The organism is Salipaludibacillus daqingensis, from assembly GCF_029891575.1.
GTDB lineage: Bacteria > Bacillota > Bacilli > Bacillales > Salisediminibacteriaceae > Salipaludibacillus > Salipaludibacillus daqingensis.
In genome coordinates this window covers 100752-119971 of the sequence record NZ_JARZHF010000005.1, presented here as the reverse complement: position 1 = coordinate 119971, position 19220 = coordinate 100752, and the positions used below count along the sequence as shown (strand labels likewise).

21 protein-coding genes are annotated in these 19220 nt (G+C 35.9%); 15 read left to right on the top strand and 6 right to left on the bottom strand.

Translation table 11 applies throughout. From position 1 onward, the window contains the following. The first annotated feature begins 47 nt into the window (after positions 1–47). The 8 genes from QDN89_RS11265 to QDN89_RS11230 all read left to right on the top strand — a co-directional run bounded on the left by QDN89_RS11265 (position 48) and on the right by QDN89_RS11230 (position 5911). On the top strand, positions 48–362 hold the full coding sequence (locus QDN89_RS11265) for a thioredoxin family protein (protein WP_280770237.1): 315 nt from the start codon (positions 48–50) through the stop codon (positions 360–362). Between the two features lie 107 nt (positions 363–469). Next, a complete protein-coding gene (locus QDN89_RS11260) occupies positions 470–607 on the top strand; it encodes a lmo0937 family membrane protein (protein WP_280770236.1) in 138 nt (45 codons plus the stop codon). A 319-nt stretch (positions 608–926) separates the two neighbouring features. Then, positions 927–1493, top strand: a complete 567-nt coding sequence (locus QDN89_RS11255) for a sulfurtransferase TusA family protein (RefSeq protein WP_280770235.1) — start codon at positions 927–929, stop codon at positions 1491–1493. A gap of 34 nt (positions 1494–1527) precedes the next feature. After that, positions 1528–2658, top strand: coding sequence for an MBL fold metallo-hydrolase (locus tag QDN89_RS11250; RefSeq protein WP_280770234.1), 1131 nt, complete (start codon positions 1528–1530; stop codon positions 2656–2658). Between the two features lie 62 nt (positions 2659–2720). Continuing rightward, the gene (locus QDN89_RS11245; protein WP_280770233.1) at positions 2721–2948 is read left to right on the top strand and encodes a sulfurtransferase TusA family protein; all 228 of its coding nucleotides are present in this window, start codon (positions 2721–2723) and stop codon (positions 2946–2948) included. A gap of 125 nt (positions 2949–3073) precedes the next feature. Continuing rightward, on the top strand, positions 3074–4768 hold the full coding sequence (locus QDN89_RS11240) for a SulP family inorganic anion transporter (protein WP_280770232.1): 1695 nt from the start codon (positions 3074–3076) through the stop codon (positions 4766–4768). Continuing rightward, complete coding sequence (locus QDN89_RS11235; protein ID WP_280770231.1) at positions 4749–5324, top strand: carbonic anhydrase; 576 nt, start codon at positions 4749–4751, stop codon at positions 5322–5324. The genes QDN89_RS11240 and QDN89_RS11235 overlap by 20 nt, the downstream gene beginning before the upstream one ends. Before the next feature lie 14 nt (positions 5325–5338). Continuing rightward, on the top strand, positions 5339–5911 hold the full coding sequence (locus tag QDN89_RS11230) for a class I SAM-dependent methyltransferase (RefSeq protein ID WP_280770230.1): 573 nt from the start codon (positions 5339–5341) through the stop codon (positions 5909–5911). A 248-nt stretch (positions 5912–6159) separates the two neighbouring features. Here the strand turns inward: QDN89_RS11230 and mreBH are convergent, their stop codons facing one another. Continuing rightward, positions 6160–7164 carry a rod-share determining protein MreBH gene (mreBH, locus tag QDN89_RS11225; protein WP_280770229.1) on the bottom strand — a complete coding sequence of 335 codons (1005 nt, stop codon included), beginning with the start codon at positions 7162–7164 and terminating at the stop codon, positions 6160–6162. 433 nt (positions 7165–7597) lie between these two features. Between mreBH and QDN89_RS11220 the strand changes: the two genes are divergently transcribed. The 3 genes from QDN89_RS11220 to QDN89_RS11210 all read left to right on the top strand — a co-directional run bounded on the left by QDN89_RS11220 (position 7598) and on the right by QDN89_RS11210 (position 9947). Further along, complete coding sequence (locus QDN89_RS11220) at positions 7598–8764, top strand: acyl-CoA dehydrogenase family protein (RefSeq protein WP_280770228.1); 1167 nt, start codon at positions 7598–7600, stop codon at positions 8762–8764. A 63-nt stretch (positions 8765–8827) separates the two neighbouring features. Next, positions 8828–9457 (top strand): MOSC domain-containing protein, encoded by a 630-nt coding sequence (locus tag QDN89_RS11215; protein WP_280770227.1) that lies wholly within the window; start codon positions 8828–8830, stop codon positions 9455–9457. A 163-nt stretch (positions 9458–9620) separates the two neighbouring features. After that, entirely contained in the window at positions 9621–9947 is a 327-nt protein-coding gene (locus QDN89_RS11210) for a nucleoside triphosphate pyrophosphohydrolase (protein WP_280770226.1), read from the top strand. Between the two features lie 142 nt (positions 9948–10089). On the opposite strand, the gene QDN89_RS11205 is transcribed toward QDN89_RS11210, so the two are convergent. Then, the gene (locus QDN89_RS11205) at positions 10090–11064 is read right to left on the bottom strand and encodes a sensor domain-containing diguanylate cyclase (protein ID WP_280770225.1); all 975 of its coding nucleotides are present in this window, start codon (positions 11062–11064) and stop codon (positions 10090–10092) included. A gap of 178 nt (positions 11065–11242) precedes the next feature. Here QDN89_RS11205 and QDN89_RS11200 point away from each other — a divergent pair, with 178 nt between their 5' ends. After that, entirely contained in the window at positions 11243–12355 is a 1113-nt protein-coding gene (locus QDN89_RS11200; protein ID WP_280770224.1) for an alanine racemase, read from the top strand. Between the two features lie 172 nt (positions 12356–12527). Here the strand turns inward: QDN89_RS11200 and QDN89_RS11195 are convergent, their stop codons facing one another. Together QDN89_RS11195 and QDN89_RS11190 are read right to left on the bottom strand one after the other, a co-directional pair. Continuing rightward, complete coding sequence (locus QDN89_RS11195; RefSeq protein WP_280770223.1) at positions 12528–13052, bottom strand: small multi-drug export protein; 525 nt, start codon at positions 13050–13052, stop codon at positions 12528–12530. Between the two features lie 230 nt (positions 13053–13282). Further along, positions 13283–13873, bottom strand: a complete 591-nt coding sequence (locus QDN89_RS11190; RefSeq protein ID WP_280770222.1) for a TetR/AcrR family transcriptional regulator — start codon at positions 13871–13873, stop codon at positions 13283–13285. Between the two features lie 322 nt (positions 13874–14195). Between QDN89_RS11190 and QDN89_RS11185 the strand changes: the two genes are divergently transcribed. Both QDN89_RS11185 and QDN89_RS11180 read left to right on the top strand, forming a co-directional pair. Continuing rightward, on the top strand, positions 14196–14321 hold the full coding sequence (locus QDN89_RS11185) for a hypothetical protein (protein ID WP_280770221.1): 126 nt from the start codon (positions 14196–14198) through the stop codon (positions 14319–14321). A gap of 125 nt (positions 14322–14446) precedes the next feature. Further along, positions 14447–15820 carry an aldehyde dehydrogenase gene (locus QDN89_RS11180; RefSeq protein ID WP_280770220.1) on the top strand — a complete coding sequence of 458 codons (1374 nt, stop codon included), beginning with the start codon at positions 14447–14449 and terminating at the stop codon, positions 15818–15820. Between the two features lie 138 nt (positions 15821–15958). Here the strand turns inward: QDN89_RS11180 and QDN89_RS11175 are convergent, their stop codons facing one another. Next, positions 15959–17170, bottom strand: coding sequence for a GNAT family N-acetyltransferase (locus QDN89_RS11175; protein ID WP_280770219.1), 1212 nt, complete (start codon positions 17168–17170; stop codon positions 15959–15961). Further along, entirely contained in the window at positions 17170–18606 is a 1437-nt protein-coding gene (locus QDN89_RS11170) for a cryptochrome/photolyase family protein (protein ID WP_280770218.1), read from the bottom strand. The genes QDN89_RS11175 and QDN89_RS11170 overlap by 1 nt, the downstream gene beginning before the upstream one ends. A gap of 176 nt (positions 18607–18782) precedes the next feature. On the opposite strand from QDN89_RS11170, the gene QDN89_RS11165 reads away from it, so the two are divergent. Continuing rightward, on the top strand, positions 18783–19031 hold the full coding sequence (locus QDN89_RS11165) for a hypothetical protein (RefSeq protein WP_280770217.1): 249 nt from the start codon (positions 18783–18785) through the stop codon (positions 19029–19031). The last annotated feature ends 189 nt before the right edge of the window (positions 19032–19220 follow it).

The window sequence follows — 19220 nt, the reverse complement described above, 5'->3', positions numbered from 1 at the left end:
AAACACATATAATACCTACATAGGTATTTAAAAGGGGGGGAATAAATTTGGATTCGCCAAAATCAATAAAGGAATTTACTGATTTTATAACTACACAAGAGATAGCCATTTTACTCGTTAAAACGGATGCTTGTTCCGTTTGTGATGCAGTCGAACAACAAATGGAGCATGGAGCGATTCATAATATAAAAGTTCCAATAGTTAAAGTGCGCCTAGAAGATGTTCCGGAAATTTCAGGACAGTATCTAGTATTCACAGCACCAACTATTTTGTTATTTATTAAAGGAAAAGAGTACTGGAGAGGTTCAAGGTTTATTTCATATGAAGAATTAAATCGAACGATCGATAAGTTCTATAAGTGACAGCTTTCTAATAATCATTGTTTACAAATTGACTATACAGGTAATAGCTAACTATAATCCTATTTTAGTGGATTGTAAAAAATGAATTGGTTTAGGAGGCATTACTTATGATTTGGACAATAATTTCGATATTACTTCTATTTTGGATAGTAGGATTTGCTTTAGAAATTGCTGGTGGGCTTATTCACCTTATTCTAGTTATAGCATTAATTGTATTCATCGTGAACATGATTAGAGGACGTTAGCTAGGTAATATAAAGCCCTCAAAGTGAGCATTTGTTTACTTTGAGGGTGTTATTATAAAAATAGATTAGAATAATTATTATTTTTTTGAGTGAAATAAATGAACGTGCAAAAGCGTAAATTCATTGGTCAATAAGATTAATTAAGAAAAATAGTTTTTCCCCTTGACATTTATCTCAATGTTTATTACTATACCTGTAGGGGTAATAGTTAGATATAAAGATTAACAGCAATTTTATGTTGCTATATTTTTTTAATCATTTTAATACCCCGCAAGGTATAAGTCGACAATTAATTTATTATATAAGGAGGAAATATTTAATGAGTATTAAAGTAGACAAAGTCTTAGACGCAAAAGGTTTAGCTTGCCCAATGCCAGTTGTTAAAACGAAAAAAACGATGGATCAGATCGAACCAGGGCAGGTATTACTAGTAGAAGCAACAGACCGAGGTTCTTTAGCAGATATGAAAGGATGGGCTAAAAACACTGGTAATCAATATTTAGGTTCTAAAGAAGATGGAGATGTTCTTTACCATTATCTTCGTAAGTCAGATCCTAGTGAAACAAAAGAAGAAAAAGAATTCCCTAACATTGTTCAAAATGACGAATTAAAAGGGAAAATTAATGGTGATGATATCACAATTTTAGATGTTCGAGAGCCGGCAGAATATGTTTTCTCTCATATACCTGGTTCCGTTTCCATTCCATTAGGTGAATTGGAAGATAGAATGGATGAAATTAACAAAGATAAAGAAATTTATGTTGTATGTCGAACAGGGAATAGAAGTAACATGGCAGCGCAGCAATTAACGGATAAAGGATATGAAAAAGTATTTAATGTGAAACCAGGCATGACTGAATGGGATGGCCCGACGGAAGATCAATAGATAATTAACAAGAAAATTGAAGGAGGAATTATAAATGAGTGTTAAAGCGATGAAAGCAGGAGCAGTAGCAAAGAAAGTAATTGAAAAAAAGGAATTATTTATCGTTGATGTAAGAAATAACGATGCCTATGAAGATTGGAAAATTGAAGGTGAAAACATTACTTCCATCAATCATCCATACTTTGATCTATTAGATAGTGTTGATGACGTAGTGAAAGAACTTCCAGAAAACCAAGAAGTCCTTGTTGTCTGTGCGAAAGAAGGGTCCTCAAAGTTTATAGCTGAAGAACTATCCGAAGCCACCGGAAAAGATTTCTACTATCTTGAAGGTGGGATGAAAACGTGGAGTGAACACTTAGAGCCAGTTAAACTAGGGGACCTAGACGGTGGTGGATCTGTTTATCAATTTGTTCGCTTAGGTAAAGGTTGTCTCTCTTATATGATCGTTTCTGGTGATGAAGGTGCGATGATTGATCCTCTTCGTTTAACCGACCAATATGAAGCATTCGCAGAAAAACTAGGTATTAAAGTGTTGCACATGTTTGACACACATTTACATGCTGATCATATTTCTGGAGGACGCCGATTAGCAGAAAAAACAGGAGGTACGTATTATTTACCACCTAAAGATGCAGAAGAAGTAACATTTAAGTATGAGCCAGCAGAAGATGGAAAAGAAATTACTTTTGGACCAGATAATGTAACAGTGAAAGCCGCGTACACACCAGGCCATACGATTGGGAGTACGTCATATATTGTAAATGACACGTACTTGTTTACGGGAGATATTTTGTTCATTGATTCTATTGGTCGTCCTGACTTAGCAGGTCTAGCTGAAGACTGGGTAGGAGACTTGAGAGAATCGTTATATGTTCGATACAAAAACATGAACCAAGATCTCCAAGTTCTGCCTGCACATTTTGCGAAATTAAAGGAACTAGACGACACAGGTAGAGTTGTAGCACGTTTAGGTGATTTGTATGAAGAGAACACAGGTTTACAAGTAGAAGATGAAGATGAATTCCGTCGCATGGTAACAGAAAATCTACCACCACAACCGAATTCTTACAAAGAAATTCGTCAAACAAACATGGGTAAAGTAAATCCAGACTCAGAAGAAGAAACAGAAATGGAAATTGGTCCAAACCGTTGTGCCGTATCATAAAGCATCAAGCATCAATGATTAAGAAATGATAACTAACTTAAATGATAAAGGGGTTAATATAAATGGAAAGTACAAAAGTATTTGACGCAAAAGGGTTAGCATGTCCAATGCCAGTAGTAAAAGCGAAAAAGGAAATGGATAAACTTGAATCAGGAGATATACTAGAATTACATGCTACAGATAAAGGAGCAAAATCAGATATTCCTGCATGGGCGAAATCTAGTGGAAATGAAATTGTTAAACAAGACCAAGAAGCAGACGTTTTGAAATTTTGGATTAAAAAAGCGTAACTTGTCAATAAAGAGAAATAGGCCTGCACCTCACTCAGGTGACAGGTCTTTATTTTGATCAAGTTATCAACATTAAGCTTTACCATAGCGAATGAAATAGATAGAAGAAAGGAGAGGGAAAAGTCATGAATCGCTGGTTTCCTTTTCTTGATTGGATCAAGCAATATGATTTAAAAGAAGACTTTAAAGGAGATATTACAGCGGGATTAATTGTGGCAATAATGTTGATTCCTCAAGGGATGGCATACGCTATGCTTGCTGGTCTCCCACCTGTAATGGGACTATATGCATCAACTGTCCCGCTAATTCTATACGCATTATTTGGAACATCGCGGCAACTATCTGTTGGGCCAGTGGCAATGGTTTCATTACTCATATTTACAGGAGTTTCTAGTCTGGCAGAACCTGGGACGGAAGAATATATCTCTCTTGTATTGTTGCTTGCCTTCATGGTCGGAATTATTCAACTGTTAATGGGTGTTTTTAAACTAGGAGCAATTAGTAAGTTTATTTCCCATGCAGTCATAAGTGGATTTACTTCTGCCGCAGCAATTATAATTGGAATGAGTCAAGTGAAGCATTTAATAGGTGTGGATATTGAAGCCTCAGAAAATATTTTTTTGATTTTGGCTGAAGTAGCCGTACGTATCAATGAAATTCATTTACCGACGTTAATTATTGGCTTATCAAGTGTACTCATTCTCATCTTTTTCAAGAAAAAAGTAAAGAAAATTCCAGGGGCATTAGTAGTTGTCGTTTCAATGATTAGTCTCGCAGGAGCCTTTCAGTTGAATGAAATTGGTGTGAATATTGTGGAGGTAGTTCCAGATGGGTTACCTGCTTTGTCGCTACCAGCATTTGATCTAACTGCAATAAACTCGCTTTTACCGATTGCATTTACGATCGCAATTATTGGATTTGTGGAATCTTATGCGATGGCAAAAGTAATAGCTTCAAAAGAAAAATATCCAATTAATGCGAATAAAGAATTAAATGGACTAGGAATTGCAAATATTGGAACAAGTTTTCTATCAGGGTTTCCAGTAACAGGTGGTTTTTCTCGTTCAGCAGTTAACTACGACGCTGGTGCCCGTAGTGGAATTGCTTCGATTATTACGGCCGTATTCATTTTACTTACCCTTCTTTTCTTCACATCATGGTTCTATTACTTACCTCAAGCGGTGCTTGCAGCGATTATCATTGTAGCCGTTTACGGGTTAATAGATGTAAAAGAAGCGTTTCATTTATGGCACATTAAGAGGATGGACGCTGTTTCGTTACTAGTAACGTTTGCAACCACACTTGCTATCGGTATTGAAGCGGGAATTGCTACTGGTGTCGTTTTCTCTATCCTTGTTTTTGTCTATCGTAGTGCGAAACCACATATGGCAGAATTAGGGTATATTAATAAAACGAAAACATTTCGGAATGTCTCCCGATACCCTGAAGCTGAAACAAGAGACGATGTGCTTATGGTGAGAATTGATGCATCGATCTATTTTGCAAATATCTCATATATCGAAGAACGATTAAATGAGTTAATGTATAAGAAAACTGGATTACAAGCAGTTATCCTTGATTTTTCAGGTGTAAATGATATTGACGCAGTAGCGATGGATGATTTAAGTAGTTGGATCGATCGTTTAAAAGATGATCATATCTATGTTTATCTTGCTCAAACGAAAGGACCAGTTAGAGATATCTTGAAAAAAGCAGGTTGGATTAAGAAATACGGAGAAGAAATGGAACAACCGACAATAGAGTCCGCTTTGCATCAAATAAAAAATGGGAGGGATCATTTTGGACATACAAAATATTGAAATATCTCACCATCAATTTATTGAAAAAATGAAACAACAGGACCCTCATTTTTTTAAGAAATTAGGAGAAGGTCAGGAACCTTCTTTCTTTGTGATTTCATGTGGAGATTCAAGAACATGTCCTTCAGTCATAACTGGAATGCCGTTAGGCGAAATGTTCAGCCACCGTAACATTGGTAATCAAGTTTCTCTAGACGATCAAAGTTTCCAAGCCAGTTTGGAGTTTTCACTTGATGTATTGAAAGTGAAATATATTATTGTTCTTGGTCATACAAAGTGTGGAGGCGTGACAGCAGCAAGAACAGGTGATTATAATGAAGGAATGAAAGGTTGGATTAAGAAGATTGAGAAAAGTATTGAAACTTACGTGTCTACACATGATCATCCTGAAGCGCGTGAGTTAGAAGAGCATAATGTTCGACAGCAAGTAATAAATCTAAAAAATCACCCCGTCTATCAACGAATAGGAGAGGGTATACCGATTATTGGATTACTATTTGATGTAGAATCGGGGGAACTAAAAAGAGTGAATGAAATTGCAGAAAAAACAACGTAAGGTAGGGGATATATATGGCAGGACACCGTTTTGATCCGGCTAAGGCTGATAAATTGTTAGATCCTAAACGTCAGGACCTTGTTGATTCCGATTTGGTCGCAATGAAACTAAATATAAGTGACGGAGCAAATGTCATGGATTTAGGTGCAGGGAATGGTTATTTTACGATGCCATTAGCTATGCGAACATCAGGGGATGTTTACGCTGTTGATGTGGAGCCTGAAATGCTGGGATTACTAGGAGTGAGGGCACAAGAAAGAGGGTTTGATCATATCGGTTTAATTGAATCGGACCTTGAAGAAATTCCATTAAGTGATAATGCAGTAGAAGCTTCTGTAGCAGCTTTCGTCGTTCATGAAGTAGCAAATCGCAAAAATGCTTTTAGAGAGATGAACAGAATTATGAAGTCGGGATCGAAAGGGGCTATTGTAGAATGGGCTCAAGTGGAAGGGGAAGTAGGTCCCCCGCTTCATGAGAGATTAGACCCTCACGTACTTATGGAAGAAATGAAAAAAACAGGGCTGATTTTAGATGAATTAGTTGAAACAAAAGACATTTACACGATATATTTTTCTACGGAAAAATAAATGGAATTGAAAAACAGACCATCGCTTATAATAAGAGATGGTCTGTTTTATTTGAATCAATAATATTAAAATCTGCCTTTAATAACATCTTCTTCACTAATGATGCCATTATCTGTAGGACAATGATTAAATATCCTCGAAATCAACACCTCATGAAAGAAACGCTAATGATATTTCCGAGGTGTGTCGGGGCAAAGCTTCACTCTCTTTTGTCAAGAAGCAGGCATTTTCATTGTAGAAGAAAAGTATTATTTTGATTTTTGTAATTTCTTCATCATGGCTAATGATCGTCCAGTTCCGATAGCAACGGATTCAAGCGGACTTGGAGCAAGATGCACTGGAACAGAAATTTCGTTAGATATCCATTCTTCTATACCATGAAGCAGTGCGCCACCACCAGTTAAAATCACACCCCGATCAACAATATCACCACTTAACTCAGGAGGACAGTCTTCAAGCGTTGCTCTAATAGCTTCAATAATTGATAAAAGAGAATCTTTAACTGCACCCTGAATCTCATACGACGATATTTCAATGGTCTTAGGTAAACCGGTAACTAAGTCTCGTCCGCGAATATCCATGAATACCTCTGGATGGTCAACTAATGCATGTCCAATTTCCATTTTAATGTTCTCTGCTGTACGATAACCGATGAGTAAATTATATTTTTTGCGAACAAATTGTGTAATATCATCGTCTAACTGATCTCCACCGACTCTAATAGAATGGCATGAAACAACTCCACCGAAGGAAATGATTGCAACTTCGGTCGTACCTCCACCAATATCCACGATAACGTTAGCAATTGGTTCTTCTACAGGCAAATCTGCACCAATAGCAGCAGCTACAGGTTCTTCAATTAATTGAACATCTTTTGCACCACATTGCTTAACTGCATCAGAAATCGCTCTTCTTTCAACAGAAGTGGAGCCGGAAGGAGTACAAACGACAACACTTGGTTTTCTTAATGGTGTGCCTAATTTTTTTGATGCTTTTTTCATAATATGTTTGAGCATGTCTGTTGTAACTTGATAATCAGCGATCACACCATCTTTTAAAGGTCGAATGGCGACGATATTTTCCGGGGTTTTTCCTACCATCAGTTTGGCTTCTTCTCCGACGGCCAAAACTTGGTTTGTATGGATATCTATAGCAACCACAGAGGGTTCATTAATAATCATACCTTTATTTTTCGTGTAAACGAGTATATTTGCTGTCCCTAAATCAATACCTATTTGGATAGATGAAAACATAAAATAATTCCTCCAGTTTTTCTAATGTTGTCTTATTATAATCATTCTACTCATTCTAATTTTTTATAGGGGTCAAAATTAAGTCGAATGATGAAAAATTATGTAATAAGAGTATTTCTTTATACGATTTAGATAGATAGTTCCCTTCGGTGAGGAATTTCTCTCGTTTCGGGCACTATACAGGTGCGATAGTGCCCTTCGATGATCCCATACTCTTTTTAAAAACGAGATAAGGTGAATCTTACATCCTTCTCTAATTATCCAAAACCCGACACCCCTTCATTTCCATGAACAACATGAGCACCCTTTTCTGTTGTAAAAGCTTTGCTTGGATGGGGAATACAGTTTTTTTGTGGATAAGGTTTCTTCCTTTCTTCTCAAATCGTTTTTGTATAAAATAAAATGTAAATGAACTATTAAAGGAGTATACTTCATGCATGGACCAATAATGACGCCATTTTTAAGAAATGAAACGGATAAAAATCTCTATCATCATGCATTCGCTCTCGTAGAAAAATTTAAGACAAGGTCAGCTAACTATGACGAAAATGCCATATTCCCTGTTGAAAACATGAATGATCTTAAACAGAGTGGATTGACGAATATCACCATTCCAACACGTTATGGTGGACAAGAAGTATCCCTTTATCAATTTCTTCTGATACAAGAAACGATTGCTCAAGGTGATGCGGCAACTGCTTTATCTGTTGGGTGGCATAATGGAACTATGATGCAGCTTCGAGATACAAAAAAATGGGAACAATCTGTTTTCGAACAAATATCACGTGAATCAGTTTCTAATCATATTTTGATTAACACGGCTGCTACAGAGCGAGCAACTGGGAGTCCTGCAAGAGGAGGAAAACCTGAAACAACAGCTACTCGAAAGGGAAATAGCTGGGTGATATCTGGTAGAAAAACATTTACTTCATTAGCACCAGTACTTGACTATATCATTATTACTGCTTCCATTGACGGGGAAGATCATCTTGGTGAATTTTTGTTACCACGATCCACGCTAGGGATTGGATTTGAACAGACTTGGAACTCTTTAGGTATGCGAGGAACGAGAAGTGATGACCTCATATTAAAAAATGTGATTGTCCCTGAAGATGCGCTTGTGGCAACGAAAGAACCAGGACATGGCACCAGTCCGCAAGGGTGGCTACTTCACATACCAGCTTGTTATTTAGGTGTTGCAATAGCAGCTAGAAATGAAGCTATTGATTTTGCCAAAAAATATAAACCTAACAGTTTAAATCATCCCATTAGTGACGTTCCTGAAGTTCGACGAAAAGTGGCAGAGTTAGATTTAGAGTTGATGAAGGCGAGACATTTCATGTATCGCATTGCTGAATTGTGGGATCAACAACCTGAGCTTCGACCTCAGCTAGGAGCTGAATTGGCTGCTGTTAAAACAATAGCAACTAATGCAGCTGTTCATGTTGTGGATATTAGTATGAGAATTGTAGGGGGACAAAGCCTTGATAAGTCACTTCCATTTGAACAGTATTATCGTGATGTGAGAGCCGGACTTCACAATCCACCATCTGATGACATTACTTTGATGATCTTGGCTAAACGTGCATTTGGAAAATAAACGTTAATTTTTACGAATGGATGATTATGATAGCGTATGACTGAAATTCAGGAGTGGAATGTGATGCTGAACCCGGAAATTATATCATTAAATATTGGTAAACCCGAACCTCTACTGAGCGAAGGGAGAGAAGTTTTATCTTCTATAAAGAAGAAAGCAACGAGTAAGCCCCTCTTTTTATCAAAGGAACAAATTGATGGAGACGATCAAGCAGATAAAGTAAACCACGGGGGCCTAGATAAAGCGATTTGCGTTTATCCTTTCGAGCATTATACCTTTTGGGAAAGGGAGTTAGGTAAGAAATTAGAGCTGGGAGCTTTCGGTGAAAATTTAACTGTAAAAGGGTTAATCGAACGAGATGTCCATGTGGGAGATTTGTTCCAATGGGGAAATGCACGAGTACAAGTTTCCCAGCCGAGAATTCCTTGCCACAAATTGGCTAGTCGATTTCAATTAGAATCCATGCCTAAGCATGTAATTAAAACAGGTTTTACTGGATTTTACTTTCGAGTATTAAATGAAGGGACAGTTTCTTCGAATATGCCTATGAAATTCATTAAAAGGTATTCCTCGGTTTCTGTTACCGATGTTAATGATGGTTTTTATAAAAAGCAAGGAGCTATTGCTAACAAAATAATAATAAATACCCCAGAATTAGCAGCTTCTTGGAAACAAATGATGAATAAAGAGTAAAGTAATATCGGCTACCATTAACTAGTTGGCAAACTGAAAAAGTTTGACTGGCTAGTTTTTTATTTTAAAAGTTGGCAGGATTTTCCCGATATCATCATGAATCTTTTAATATCTAGAAAAGTATCGATAGAAATATTCGTATAAGAGAGAAAGGAGAAATGTGATGCCGACTTATTATAAACTTGTAAGAGACAGAATTCCGGATATTATTAGAATGAATGGTCAAAAACTTGAATATCGTCGGATAAATGGGGATGAATTCATACGTGAAGCAAAGAAGAAATTAAATGAAGAAATGAAAGAATACCTTGAAGCCCAAAATTCAGAACAAGCAGTGGAAGAACTGGCAGATTTAGTTGAGTTAATCTATTGTTTAGCAGAAAAGCACGGATATTCTAAATCAGAACTAGAAGCAATTAGATTAGAAAAGTCAGAAAGGCGTGGTTCCTTTCAAGAAGGTTGGTTTTTAGAAACCGTCGGAGAAGAGTAAATAATTCTCCGACATGATTTACGGAGAAAGGATATAACAACTTAAAAAATTATTTTTCTCTAAAAAATGATGACTTTCATTATATAATAAGGGGTAAATCCATAAATGAAAAAGAAAGTCCGCTTAGTGCGGGCTTTCTTTTTCATATGCTTATGACATTCGAATGTGATTTTATATGCTTTTTATGTTTGTACATTTCTGAATCAGCTAATTTAAAAAGTTTGTCCATGTTACCTTTGGAAGAGTCTATATAGGCACATCCGCTGGATAACCAACCTTGTTTTTCTGCTGGTTGATTTAATGACTCATTGACCAGTTGATGATGGAGTGAAACAAATGTTGTACTCATCAAACCAGTTGTTATGACGGCAAATTCGTCTCCCCCTATTCGGTAAATCTCATGGCCTTCTCCATAAAAATACTTCTTTAAAAAATCAGCCGTATATTGAATTAATTGATCACCAGCAAGGTGTCCATTCGTATCATTAATAATTTTCAAGTCATTAATATCACAAATTATTAATCCGACACTTTTATCAGCAAGAATATTTAAATGATTTATTTTATCTCTAAAAGCATTTCGGTTTAATAATTGAGTTAATTCGTCGTGGGTGGATTGGTATTCTAACTTTCTTTGCATAGCAATTTTCTCTGTAATATTCCTTAAAATACCTTGAACACCAACGAATTGACCATTCTCATATACTGGTCGTGCAGATTCCTCAAACCAAATATAATCGCCTTTTGTACTTCGCCAACGTTGCAGAAGTGGTTTAGTAAAATCTGTTTTTCCATATATTTTATTTTTCAATGTTAAATAATCGTCAGGGTGAATAAGAGAATATATTTCATCTGGATTTTCATAGTGTTGATTAATATCCCACCCAAGAACTTTATTTACAGAAGGACTCATGTAAACATATTGAAACTTTGGAGTGGTTCGAAAAAAATAAATAATATCTTCTGTATGTTCAACCAAGTCTATGATCTCATGCTTTGATCGTTCTACACTCTCAATCGCATCATTCTTTCTTGTTAGCTCGCCCTTTTTATATAACGAGGTAAGGATTGTTCCTATAAGAAAACCTGATATAAGAAATAAGATATAATATAACAATATACCACTCCTAAAAGGCTAGTTTATTTTTTTGTTTTGTTAATAGTATAACAGATAATAGGTAATAAGAATCAGGATTTTTTAGCAATAGTTAGAATAATGGAAGAGGAAGTTCCGTTTATTATATTTCAAAGAAATATATGAATGTGACTTTCCATTTAACGAAAGGAGACTGTCAATGATGATCGAATCCATTTCTACACCGGCAATTGTGATTGATGAAAAGAAAATGAAAAACAACATTAAGAGAATGATTTCCGTAAAAGACAAAAATGGAGTACAGGTAAGACCTCATTTTAAGACACACAAATCATCTTATATTGCACATGCGCAGATAGATGCAGGTGCTTGTGGGCTAACGGTAGCTAAAGTATCTGAGGCAGAATTATTAATTAAAAAGGGAATCAAAGATATTTTGATTGCCAACCCATTAATTGATCAAGAGAAGGTTCAATTATTATCTCCATATAGGAGAGACGTAAGAATCATTTTTACTGTTGATAGTAAAGAACAAGCTAAACAGATGATTACTTCACTCATTGATGATGATGAATTTGAAGTGTGGATAAAAATAAACTCAGGATTAAATCGTTGTGGAGTAGAGCCAGGAGAAGAGGCACTAGAACTAGCAAAATATGTCGCAAGTCTCAAAGGTCTTAAATTAACTGGATTATTTACTCATGCTGGTCACTCCTATGCTTCAAAAACAGAAGAGCAGCTTAACCAAGTGGCCATGCAGGAAGTAACTAGTATAGTTGACACGGCAAGTCTTTGTGAAAACAATGGGATTCCGATCACTCATCGAAGTGTAGGATCAACACCAACCTTTGAAAGAGCAGCAACTTATGAAGGGGTCACAGAAGTTAGACCGGGAAATGCTGTATTTTTTGATCGAATGCAAATGAATCTTGGAATAGCGAAACGAGAAGAAGTTGTGTTAACCGTTTTAACACAACTCATATCCAAACAGAAAAACAGACTTGTTTTTGATGGAGGGAGCAAAGCTTTTACTACAGAAAAAGGGGCTCATGGAAATGAAGGGGTATCGGGTTTTGGAGAAGCACAGAAGGACAGCGCATTGATCTTATCTCGATTGTCAGAAGAGCATGGCATCATCGATCTTGTGGAAGAGAATCTTTCCTTGCTTGATAAAATTGAGTTAGGTGAAAAACGTAACTTTATTCCGAACCATGCTTGTACAGCAGTGAACTTATTCGATCAATATCACATGTTACGAACAGATGGGAAGGTTGTACAGGTATCGATTGATGGACGAGGGAAATCTCAATAATATAAAGTATTTATTTATGGACAACGAAGGGCACTATTCAATACGCATAGTGCCTTTGTGTGGTGCAAATTCTGGGTGAAATCAACTATCGCGCACGTATAGAGCCCGAAGCAAGTGAAAGTACTCGCCGAAAGGCACTATCCAACAATCTAGCTCTTAAGTTCCAAGCTTTTTAGAACAATCCAGTGACCCAATCTATACTATAATAACTTGCTATCGTCAAAAATATTGTCCAACCCAACAAGCTACCACCCATCCAACATGTTGTCTGGTGTTTATTAGCTTTTAAGGACAAGGCAATAACGGCAGCTAAATGGATACCGGTAATAGCAGGCCCTAAAAGTGCTAAACCAGGTAATCCATATTTGTTAAATATTGCAATCGCTCGTTTGTTTTTTGGTTTTTTATTCTTTTGAAGCTGTTTATCTGAATCATCGGTTTCATTGTCCATTTCTTTCAAATATTTTTTATGTGCTCTTTTCTCTTTCCATGTTTTATACCATGCAGTCTGCTGGAATTTCTTAAGGGAATATACAATCAAAATGATTGGTAAGAAATTCCCGATAAATGAAATGAAACCGACCCAAAATGGATGAAGACCCATTCCAATTCCAATGGGGATGACGACGAGAATTTCAAGCCATGGAGTGGCGGCCATTATAAAAATTAATAAGTATTGCCATAGAAGTTCAATCATGTTGGATCATGCTCCTTTTTCATAGTGCCTCTGGTATTATTCAAAGTTCATATCGAAAAATCTATGAGGCGCCTCTTGTAAATTCATCGTCTGAAGGTCTCGAATTGTGATTTTTCCTAGGAAGTTGAGGAGATGCCCACTGCAAGGAAGTGTTGGTTTGAAAAATCAACAACAGGCTTTAGCAGAGCTTTTATATTTATTGAATGAAAGTATACAGAGGTAAGGTCAGACTATTTTTTCGCGTAATTTTTAATTCCTGACCAAAATAAGTTCCAGGCTGCGAGTCTTTTTCTGTTTCTTGTTTTTTCATCATAATAAAACATTTGAGTGGTGATGCCGTCCAATAAACAATAAAAAGCGTCTAAAAGATCTCTAAGGGACATAGTATCGATGTGAAAGGTTTCTATTATATCTTCAAAAATTGGTGATAAGAGTCTATCACATTCATCTTCAAAGTTTAGAAAATGATCATACACTTTCTCTTTTAAAGGGATAGGAGGAAATAATAGAAAGTGCATATAAAACTTCCCTGCTTTTTTATCACTCAAAAAATTTGTCATTGTTTCAATTACTTCTAAAATCAACTCCTCGGCATGTCTGTTTGATCGATGAGATAATACACGTTCTATCTCAATGATATATTGGTTATAAACATATTTAGCTACAGATAAAAATAACTCCTCTTTGTGACTGAAGTGATTATAAATAGAGGCTTTTTTAATACCTACTTTCGAAGCAATCGCTGATAAACTTGCACCTTCATAGCTTTTATCTGCAAACTGCTCTAATGCAGCATTCAAAATTTGTTCAGAGCGAGTCATATTTTCGACCTCCTCGTTAATGACAGAAAAAGTTCACTAAACTAACGACCGTTAGTTCGTTTAATATTTTAGCAATTTTTTATCAAAAAAGCAAGGTTGACTTATAATTGATAAACAAGGTTTAGTTTAGGTTTAGTTTACTTATTTCCTTAAGGAAGAAATCGTATATTGACAAACGAAGGAAAGAAGCATATCTTTTTTAAGATGATGCGTTATTTAGTTAAGCCTAGCGATGTTTTTATAAAAAAATGCAAAGTTAGTTTAAATGACTGTACAAGTGGAATTTAAATAGAAGAGAGTCAAGAATTACCGGAGGATTTTTATGTTTGGGTGGTCAGGGGCAGGTATTCCAACTTCTGTTGTATCTTTATTGATAATACTACCATTTGTCTTTTCTATAAATGAGTTAAGAAGTTTTGTAACAACTTATTTATTTGTTGGAAAATGAAGTTAGTTCTCAACTGTGGAAAATTGCTGTTTAAAAATAGAGGAGAAGAAAGAATAGTGATTGCTTAATTACTGTAAAAATAGGGAAGGGTTATTCAATAGAGAACTAAAAGGGGGAAAAGGAACATGAAAGATGCGATACATTCGCTTATTCATAAGCAAAAACAATACTATTATTCCGGTGAAACGAAAGAAATTTCATTTCGAAAGGAACAATTAACAAAGTTAAAGGAAGCGATTAAGCATCGAGAAAGTGATATATTAGATGCTTTAAAGAAAGATTTAAACAAAAGTGAATATGAAGCTTATTTAACGGAAATCGGCTTTTTATTAAATGAAATTAAAGATATGTTGAAGAACATTGACTACTGGGCTACTCCTCGAAAAGAAAAGACACCTTTTACTCATTTTGGAGGAAAAAGTTATGTATACAAAGAACCTTATGGTGTAACGTTAATTGTTGCCCCATGGAACTACCCATTTCAATTAGCAATCGCTCCATTAATTGGCGCACTTGGCGCGGGAAATACGGCAATTATCAAACCATCAGAATTTACACCTAATACGAGTATGGTTATCAGAGATTTGATAGCATCCACGTTTCCAGAAAAATATGTTGCTGTCGTTGAAGGAGATGCCGAAGTATCGAAAGCATTGTTAGAGGAGAAAGTAGATTATATCTTTTTCACCGGAAGTACTCAAGTAGGACAGAAAGTCATGGAAGCAGCATCGAAACATTTAACTCCGGTAACATTGGAGTTAGGTGGGAAAAGTCCGGCCATTATTATGGAGGATGCCAACCTAAAAATCGCAGCAAAGCGAATTGTTTGGGGAAAGTTTATTAACGCGGGGCAAACATGTGTCGCTCCAGACTATATTCTTGTTCATGAAAAGAGAAGAAGAAAATTTTTGAAATTACTGTTACATTATACGAAAAAATGGTTTGGAGAAGAGGCTTTAAAGAAAAGAACATTTCCAACAATTGTTCATGAAAAGCATGTTGATCGTCTTGCATCAATGATTGATGATGAGAAGGTGTTTTACGGAGGAGGATACAATCGAGAACGCCGTTTTGTTGAACCAACGATTATGATAGATGTAAACATGGATGATGAAGTAATGGCTGAGGAAATTTTCGGACCAATTTTACCGATTTTATTTTTTAAATATGATTATGAAATCATTGATATCGTTAGACAAAGACCAAACCCGCTTGCTCTTTATTTATTTACAGAAAATAAAGAGAATGAGAAGTTGATTTTAAGTAACCTATCCTTTGGTGGCGGCTGTGTGAATGATACAATTATGCATTTAGCGACGCCATATTTACCATTCGGTGGCGTTGGTGAAAGTGGCATGGGTGCTTATCATGGGAAATTTAGTTTTGATACATTCACTCATGAAAAAAGTGTATTAAAGCAAACAACTTCTTTTGATCTACCAATCCGATATAGCCAGTCAGACACATCGTTGAAAACGTTACGAAAAATGTGGGAGTAATATAAATAAAGAAAAGGAGTCCTTATAATGGGACTCCTTTTCTTATGAGGTTTCATTTTCATAAGCCTATAAACATATAGAAAGAATAAACGTTGCATGATCCCCCCAGAAATCAGGGTTATTTACCAATACCTAAAGTTAGAAGAAGTCATATAAAAATGGTTTCAGTTTAGGTAGGCTATCATTTAGAGCAGTCATCGTATGAGCATCGCCTTTTACCCACTCTTCTTCCACTAATACATTAAGTGTCTGTGATTGGAGGAGAAGTGAAGCTAATGCTTGTACCGAAAGGCGTAATCCTTTTTTAGGTGGATGCTGGCAGTTAACTCCTATTTGATTGTCGTCCGCTTGTTGATTTGGTGGGAAAAAAGTTATATTATTTGCTCCATTTTTGTTATTAATCATATAAATCCCGTCATTCCAAGGACAGAATGCATCGTATATATGTAGAATAATCGGAGGTGAATCTTCCCTTAGGTGGAATGGATATATGTTAAGGAATCCTTCTACATCAACGATTCGAGCCATGAAATAGGAACTAACTTCTCGTTTCACTTTTGGGTCTGGTAATAAAAAAGGTAGCCGGTCATGAGCGACAGTTTTAATTGTTGCCGTTTCAATCATCGAATCGTGATTGGAAATGAAACTCCATAATCCACGCCTAGCATCGACATCTAACCAAATAAGTTCATGAACAGTCATTTTTTGATTTTTAACTTCATAAATCATATAACCAGTGACATTTTGTTCATGATTATAATAAGCAACTAACATTCCTTTTTTTCGTTTAAAAACGGATTGATTCCACCACTTTTCATTTCTAACAATAGTTCCAGTATATTTTTTTGCCCATTGATGGTAGACATCATCAATTATTGTGAAATCTTTATCGACTCGTTTCACTTTGCCTTTATGGTCTTCTCGTGGTGGTAATTGTTCCCTTGTCAAAGTGATTGTCTCTGCATCCGCAAAGAGCTCCCAACCGTATTTTCTATAAAAAGGAATCGAAAAAGGATAAAGGAAAGATATAACTTGTCCATCTTGCTTCATTTGCTTTAAAGAATGATGTAGTAACTGGGAAACAAGGCCACCCCGACGTTTTTCAGGCCATGTAACAACACCTGAAACACCACCCATGGGGATGCTTTTCCCGTCTAAGTAAACGTGAAGTGGTAATACTGTTGCTTTAGAAAGAATGTCACTATTTTCTTCAATCACCCACGTTTCATTCGGATCCATAGATTTAATTCTTTCGTTTCGCTCTTCGTCGGTCATTTCATATTGAAAAGCAAATTCTGACATACGGATACTAGATTCTATTTCTGAACGATACAATTTTCGAATCGTCATCACTCATCGTCCTCTCCTTTAAATAGTGAGATTGCTTTTTTTCGCTGAAGGGAATGGTCGACAGTTGGATGAGGGTAATCCTTGCCTAATTGACAGTTTGCTTTAACTTGCATCTCATCCGTCATTTTACTTAATTTATGAATCATTGATTCTGGAACATCAACGAGTTCAGGGACATATTTTTTTATGAATTTCCCATCTGGATCAAATCTCTCCGCTTGTCTAGTAGGATTAAAGACGCGGAAATATGGCACTGCATCTGTTCCAACTGAAGCTGCCCACTGCCAACCACCAACGTTGGATGCTTCATCATAATCGATTAGTTTCTTGGAGAAATATTCTTCTCCTAGACGCCAATCGATTAAATAATCTTTTGATAAAAAAGAAGCGGTAACCATTCGCAATCGGTTGTGCATCCATCCTATTTCATTTAATTGCCTCATTCCAGCATCAACAATAGGAAATCCCGTTTTACCAGCCTTCCATTTTTCAAGAAGTTGTTTATCAGAACTCCAACGTATGCTTCGGTATTTTTCTTGGTATTCCTGATTTTTTGTATTTGGATAGTGATAATAAATCATCGCATAAAAATCGCGCCAAGCAAGCTCTTTTAAGTAAGTATCAGCTCCTTTTCCTGATGTATCTAGCTGATCAGAAACAGCATGGAAGATCTTCTGAACCGACAGTGATCCCGTTTTTATATAAGGAGAAAGGCGACTTGTACCAGCAATGGAAGGTAGATTACGTGACTCATCGTAATGCGAGATACGTTCATCTAAAAATTGTTCTAATCTTTTTAATGCTGTATTTTCTCCAAGACCTTGCCACTCTGATCGGCACATAGCTAATATTTCCGTTTCAAAGAAATTTTCTCCTTGTAAATCGATTGAATCTCTATTCTTATATTGCGATCTCAATTCATTTATGTTCGTGTTAATTAAAGAGGGCTTTGTCTGTCTTGCCCATTGACGATAATATGGAGTAAATACTTTATAAGGAGTTCCATCCTCTTTTAGAACTTCATCTGGTTGTAAAAGATGACTACCATCTAAAGGAACAGTATCGATTCCTTTATTCGAAAGAAACGTTGACACTTCTTGATCTCTTTTTAGACCAAAAGGGGTGTAATCCTTTCCGTAAAACACTGTCTTTAACTCTGATAATTGTCTTGTTAATGTCGTAAAAGCTGTTTCATTATCACCATAAATGATATGTACATGTAAGGAAGACTTTGCACATTGATGACGGAATTGTTGAAGGGTTTGAAAAAAATAATCGTGGTGTAAGTCGATCTCTTGAATAAAGTTAGGATGTAAATGGAAAAATAGAATAACCTGTCCATCATACGCACTGGCTGCTTCAAGAGCTTTTTGAATAGACGGTTGATCATGTAATCGGAAATCATTTCGTAACCATACTGCAAATGTTGGCTTCATTGCTCTCACCTCTAGAACTATCATATCAAATTGAAGAAGATTTCACATTTTTAGATGCCTATATCTTTCTGTTTTTGCAAACGCTTTATAAACAGTCAAAATATGTTCAATGTTTCACAAACATTTGTTATTTTATGCATGGTAGAATGAAATTATCGAAAGGGGTTGTGGTATATATGAAAACTATTACAAGAAAATTATTTTGTGAATGGCGTTCTTTTTCAACGGATACAGAAACGTATACACAAGAAACATTTGAGGATCTTGTCGGTGATGAGTTTGAAGCAATGATGTTTGAGAAAGAAGATCAAGAGATTCCATCGTATATATGGACAACAAATTTTGTTTGTATTATCAAAAGAAGTACTAGAATGATTAACGATATATCTGTGACGAAAATTCCGCGTAATCCAGCTTGCGAATAATATAACAAATAAATACGAATTGTTTAAATGAAAGTTTCTATTACTAAGCAACATTTATGATCGTATCTCCTATCTTTTTATAGATGGAGGTTATTACTATGGATACCTCCCACTTATAGAAAAGGGCTCTCCCCCCTTTTCTCTTTTTTTATGACTTAGTTTAGAAGATGATCCATTTAGGGAATAAAG

Coding starts and splice junctions, on each gene's coding strand:
- QDN89_RS11200 (WP_280770224.1), top strand. CDS start 11,243: ATGATGATCGAATCCATTTCTACACCGGCAATTGTGATTGATGAAAAG.
- QDN89_RS11180 (WP_280770220.1), top strand. CDS start 14,447: ATGAAAGATGCGATACATTCGCTTATTCATAAGCAAAAACAATACTAT.
- QDN89_RS11215 (WP_280770227.1), top strand. CDS start 8,828: ATGCTGAACCCGGAAATTATATCATTAAATATTGGTAAACCCGAACCT.
- QDN89_RS11170 (WP_280770218.1), bottom strand. CDS start 18,606: ATGAAGCCAACATTTGCAGTATGGTTACGAAATGATTTCCGATTACAT.
- QDN89_RS11260 (WP_280770236.1), top strand. CDS start 470: ATGATTTGGACAATAATTTCGATATTACTTCTATTTTGGATAGTAGGA.
- QDN89_RS11220 (WP_280770228.1), top strand. CDS start 7,598: ATGCATGGACCAATAATGACGCCATTTTTAAGAAATGAAACGGATAAA.
- QDN89_RS11175 (WP_280770219.1), bottom strand. CDS start 17,170: ATGACGATTCGAAAATTGTATCGTTCAGAAATAGAATCTAGTATCCGT.
- mreBH (WP_280770229.1), bottom strand. CDS start 7,164: ATGTTTTCATCTATCCAAATAGGTATTGATTTAGGGACAGCAAATATA.
- QDN89_RS11185 (WP_280770221.1), top strand. CDS start 14,196: ATGTTTGGGTGGTCAGGGGCAGGTATTCCAACTTCTGTTGTATCTTTA.
- QDN89_RS11210 (WP_280770226.1), top strand. CDS start 9,621: ATGCCGACTTATTATAAACTTGTAAGAGACAGAATTCCGGATATTATT.
- QDN89_RS11230 (WP_280770230.1), top strand. CDS start 5,339: ATGGCAGGACACCGTTTTGATCCGGCTAAGGCTGATAAATTGTTAGAT.
- QDN89_RS11255 (WP_280770235.1), top strand. CDS start 927: ATGAGTATTAAAGTAGACAAAGTCTTAGACGCAAAAGGTTTAGCTTGC.
- QDN89_RS11165 (WP_280770217.1), top strand. CDS start 18,783: ATGAAAACTATTACAAGAAAATTATTTTGTGAATGGCGTTCTTTTTCA.
- QDN89_RS11240 (WP_280770232.1), top strand. CDS start 3,074: ATGAATCGCTGGTTTCCTTTTCTTGATTGGATCAAGCAATATGATTTA.
- QDN89_RS11245 (WP_280770233.1), top strand. CDS start 2,721: ATGGAAAGTACAAAAGTATTTGACGCAAAAGGGTTAGCATGTCCAATG.
- QDN89_RS11195 (WP_280770223.1), bottom strand. CDS start 13,052: ATGATTGAACTTCTATGGCAATACTTATTAATTTTTATAATGGCCGCC.
- QDN89_RS11190 (WP_280770222.1), bottom strand. CDS start 13,873: ATGACTCGCTCTGAACAAATTTTGAATGCTGCATTAGAGCAGTTTGCA.
- QDN89_RS11250 (WP_280770234.1), top strand. CDS start 1,528: ATGAGTGTTAAAGCGATGAAAGCAGGAGCAGTAGCAAAGAAAGTAATT.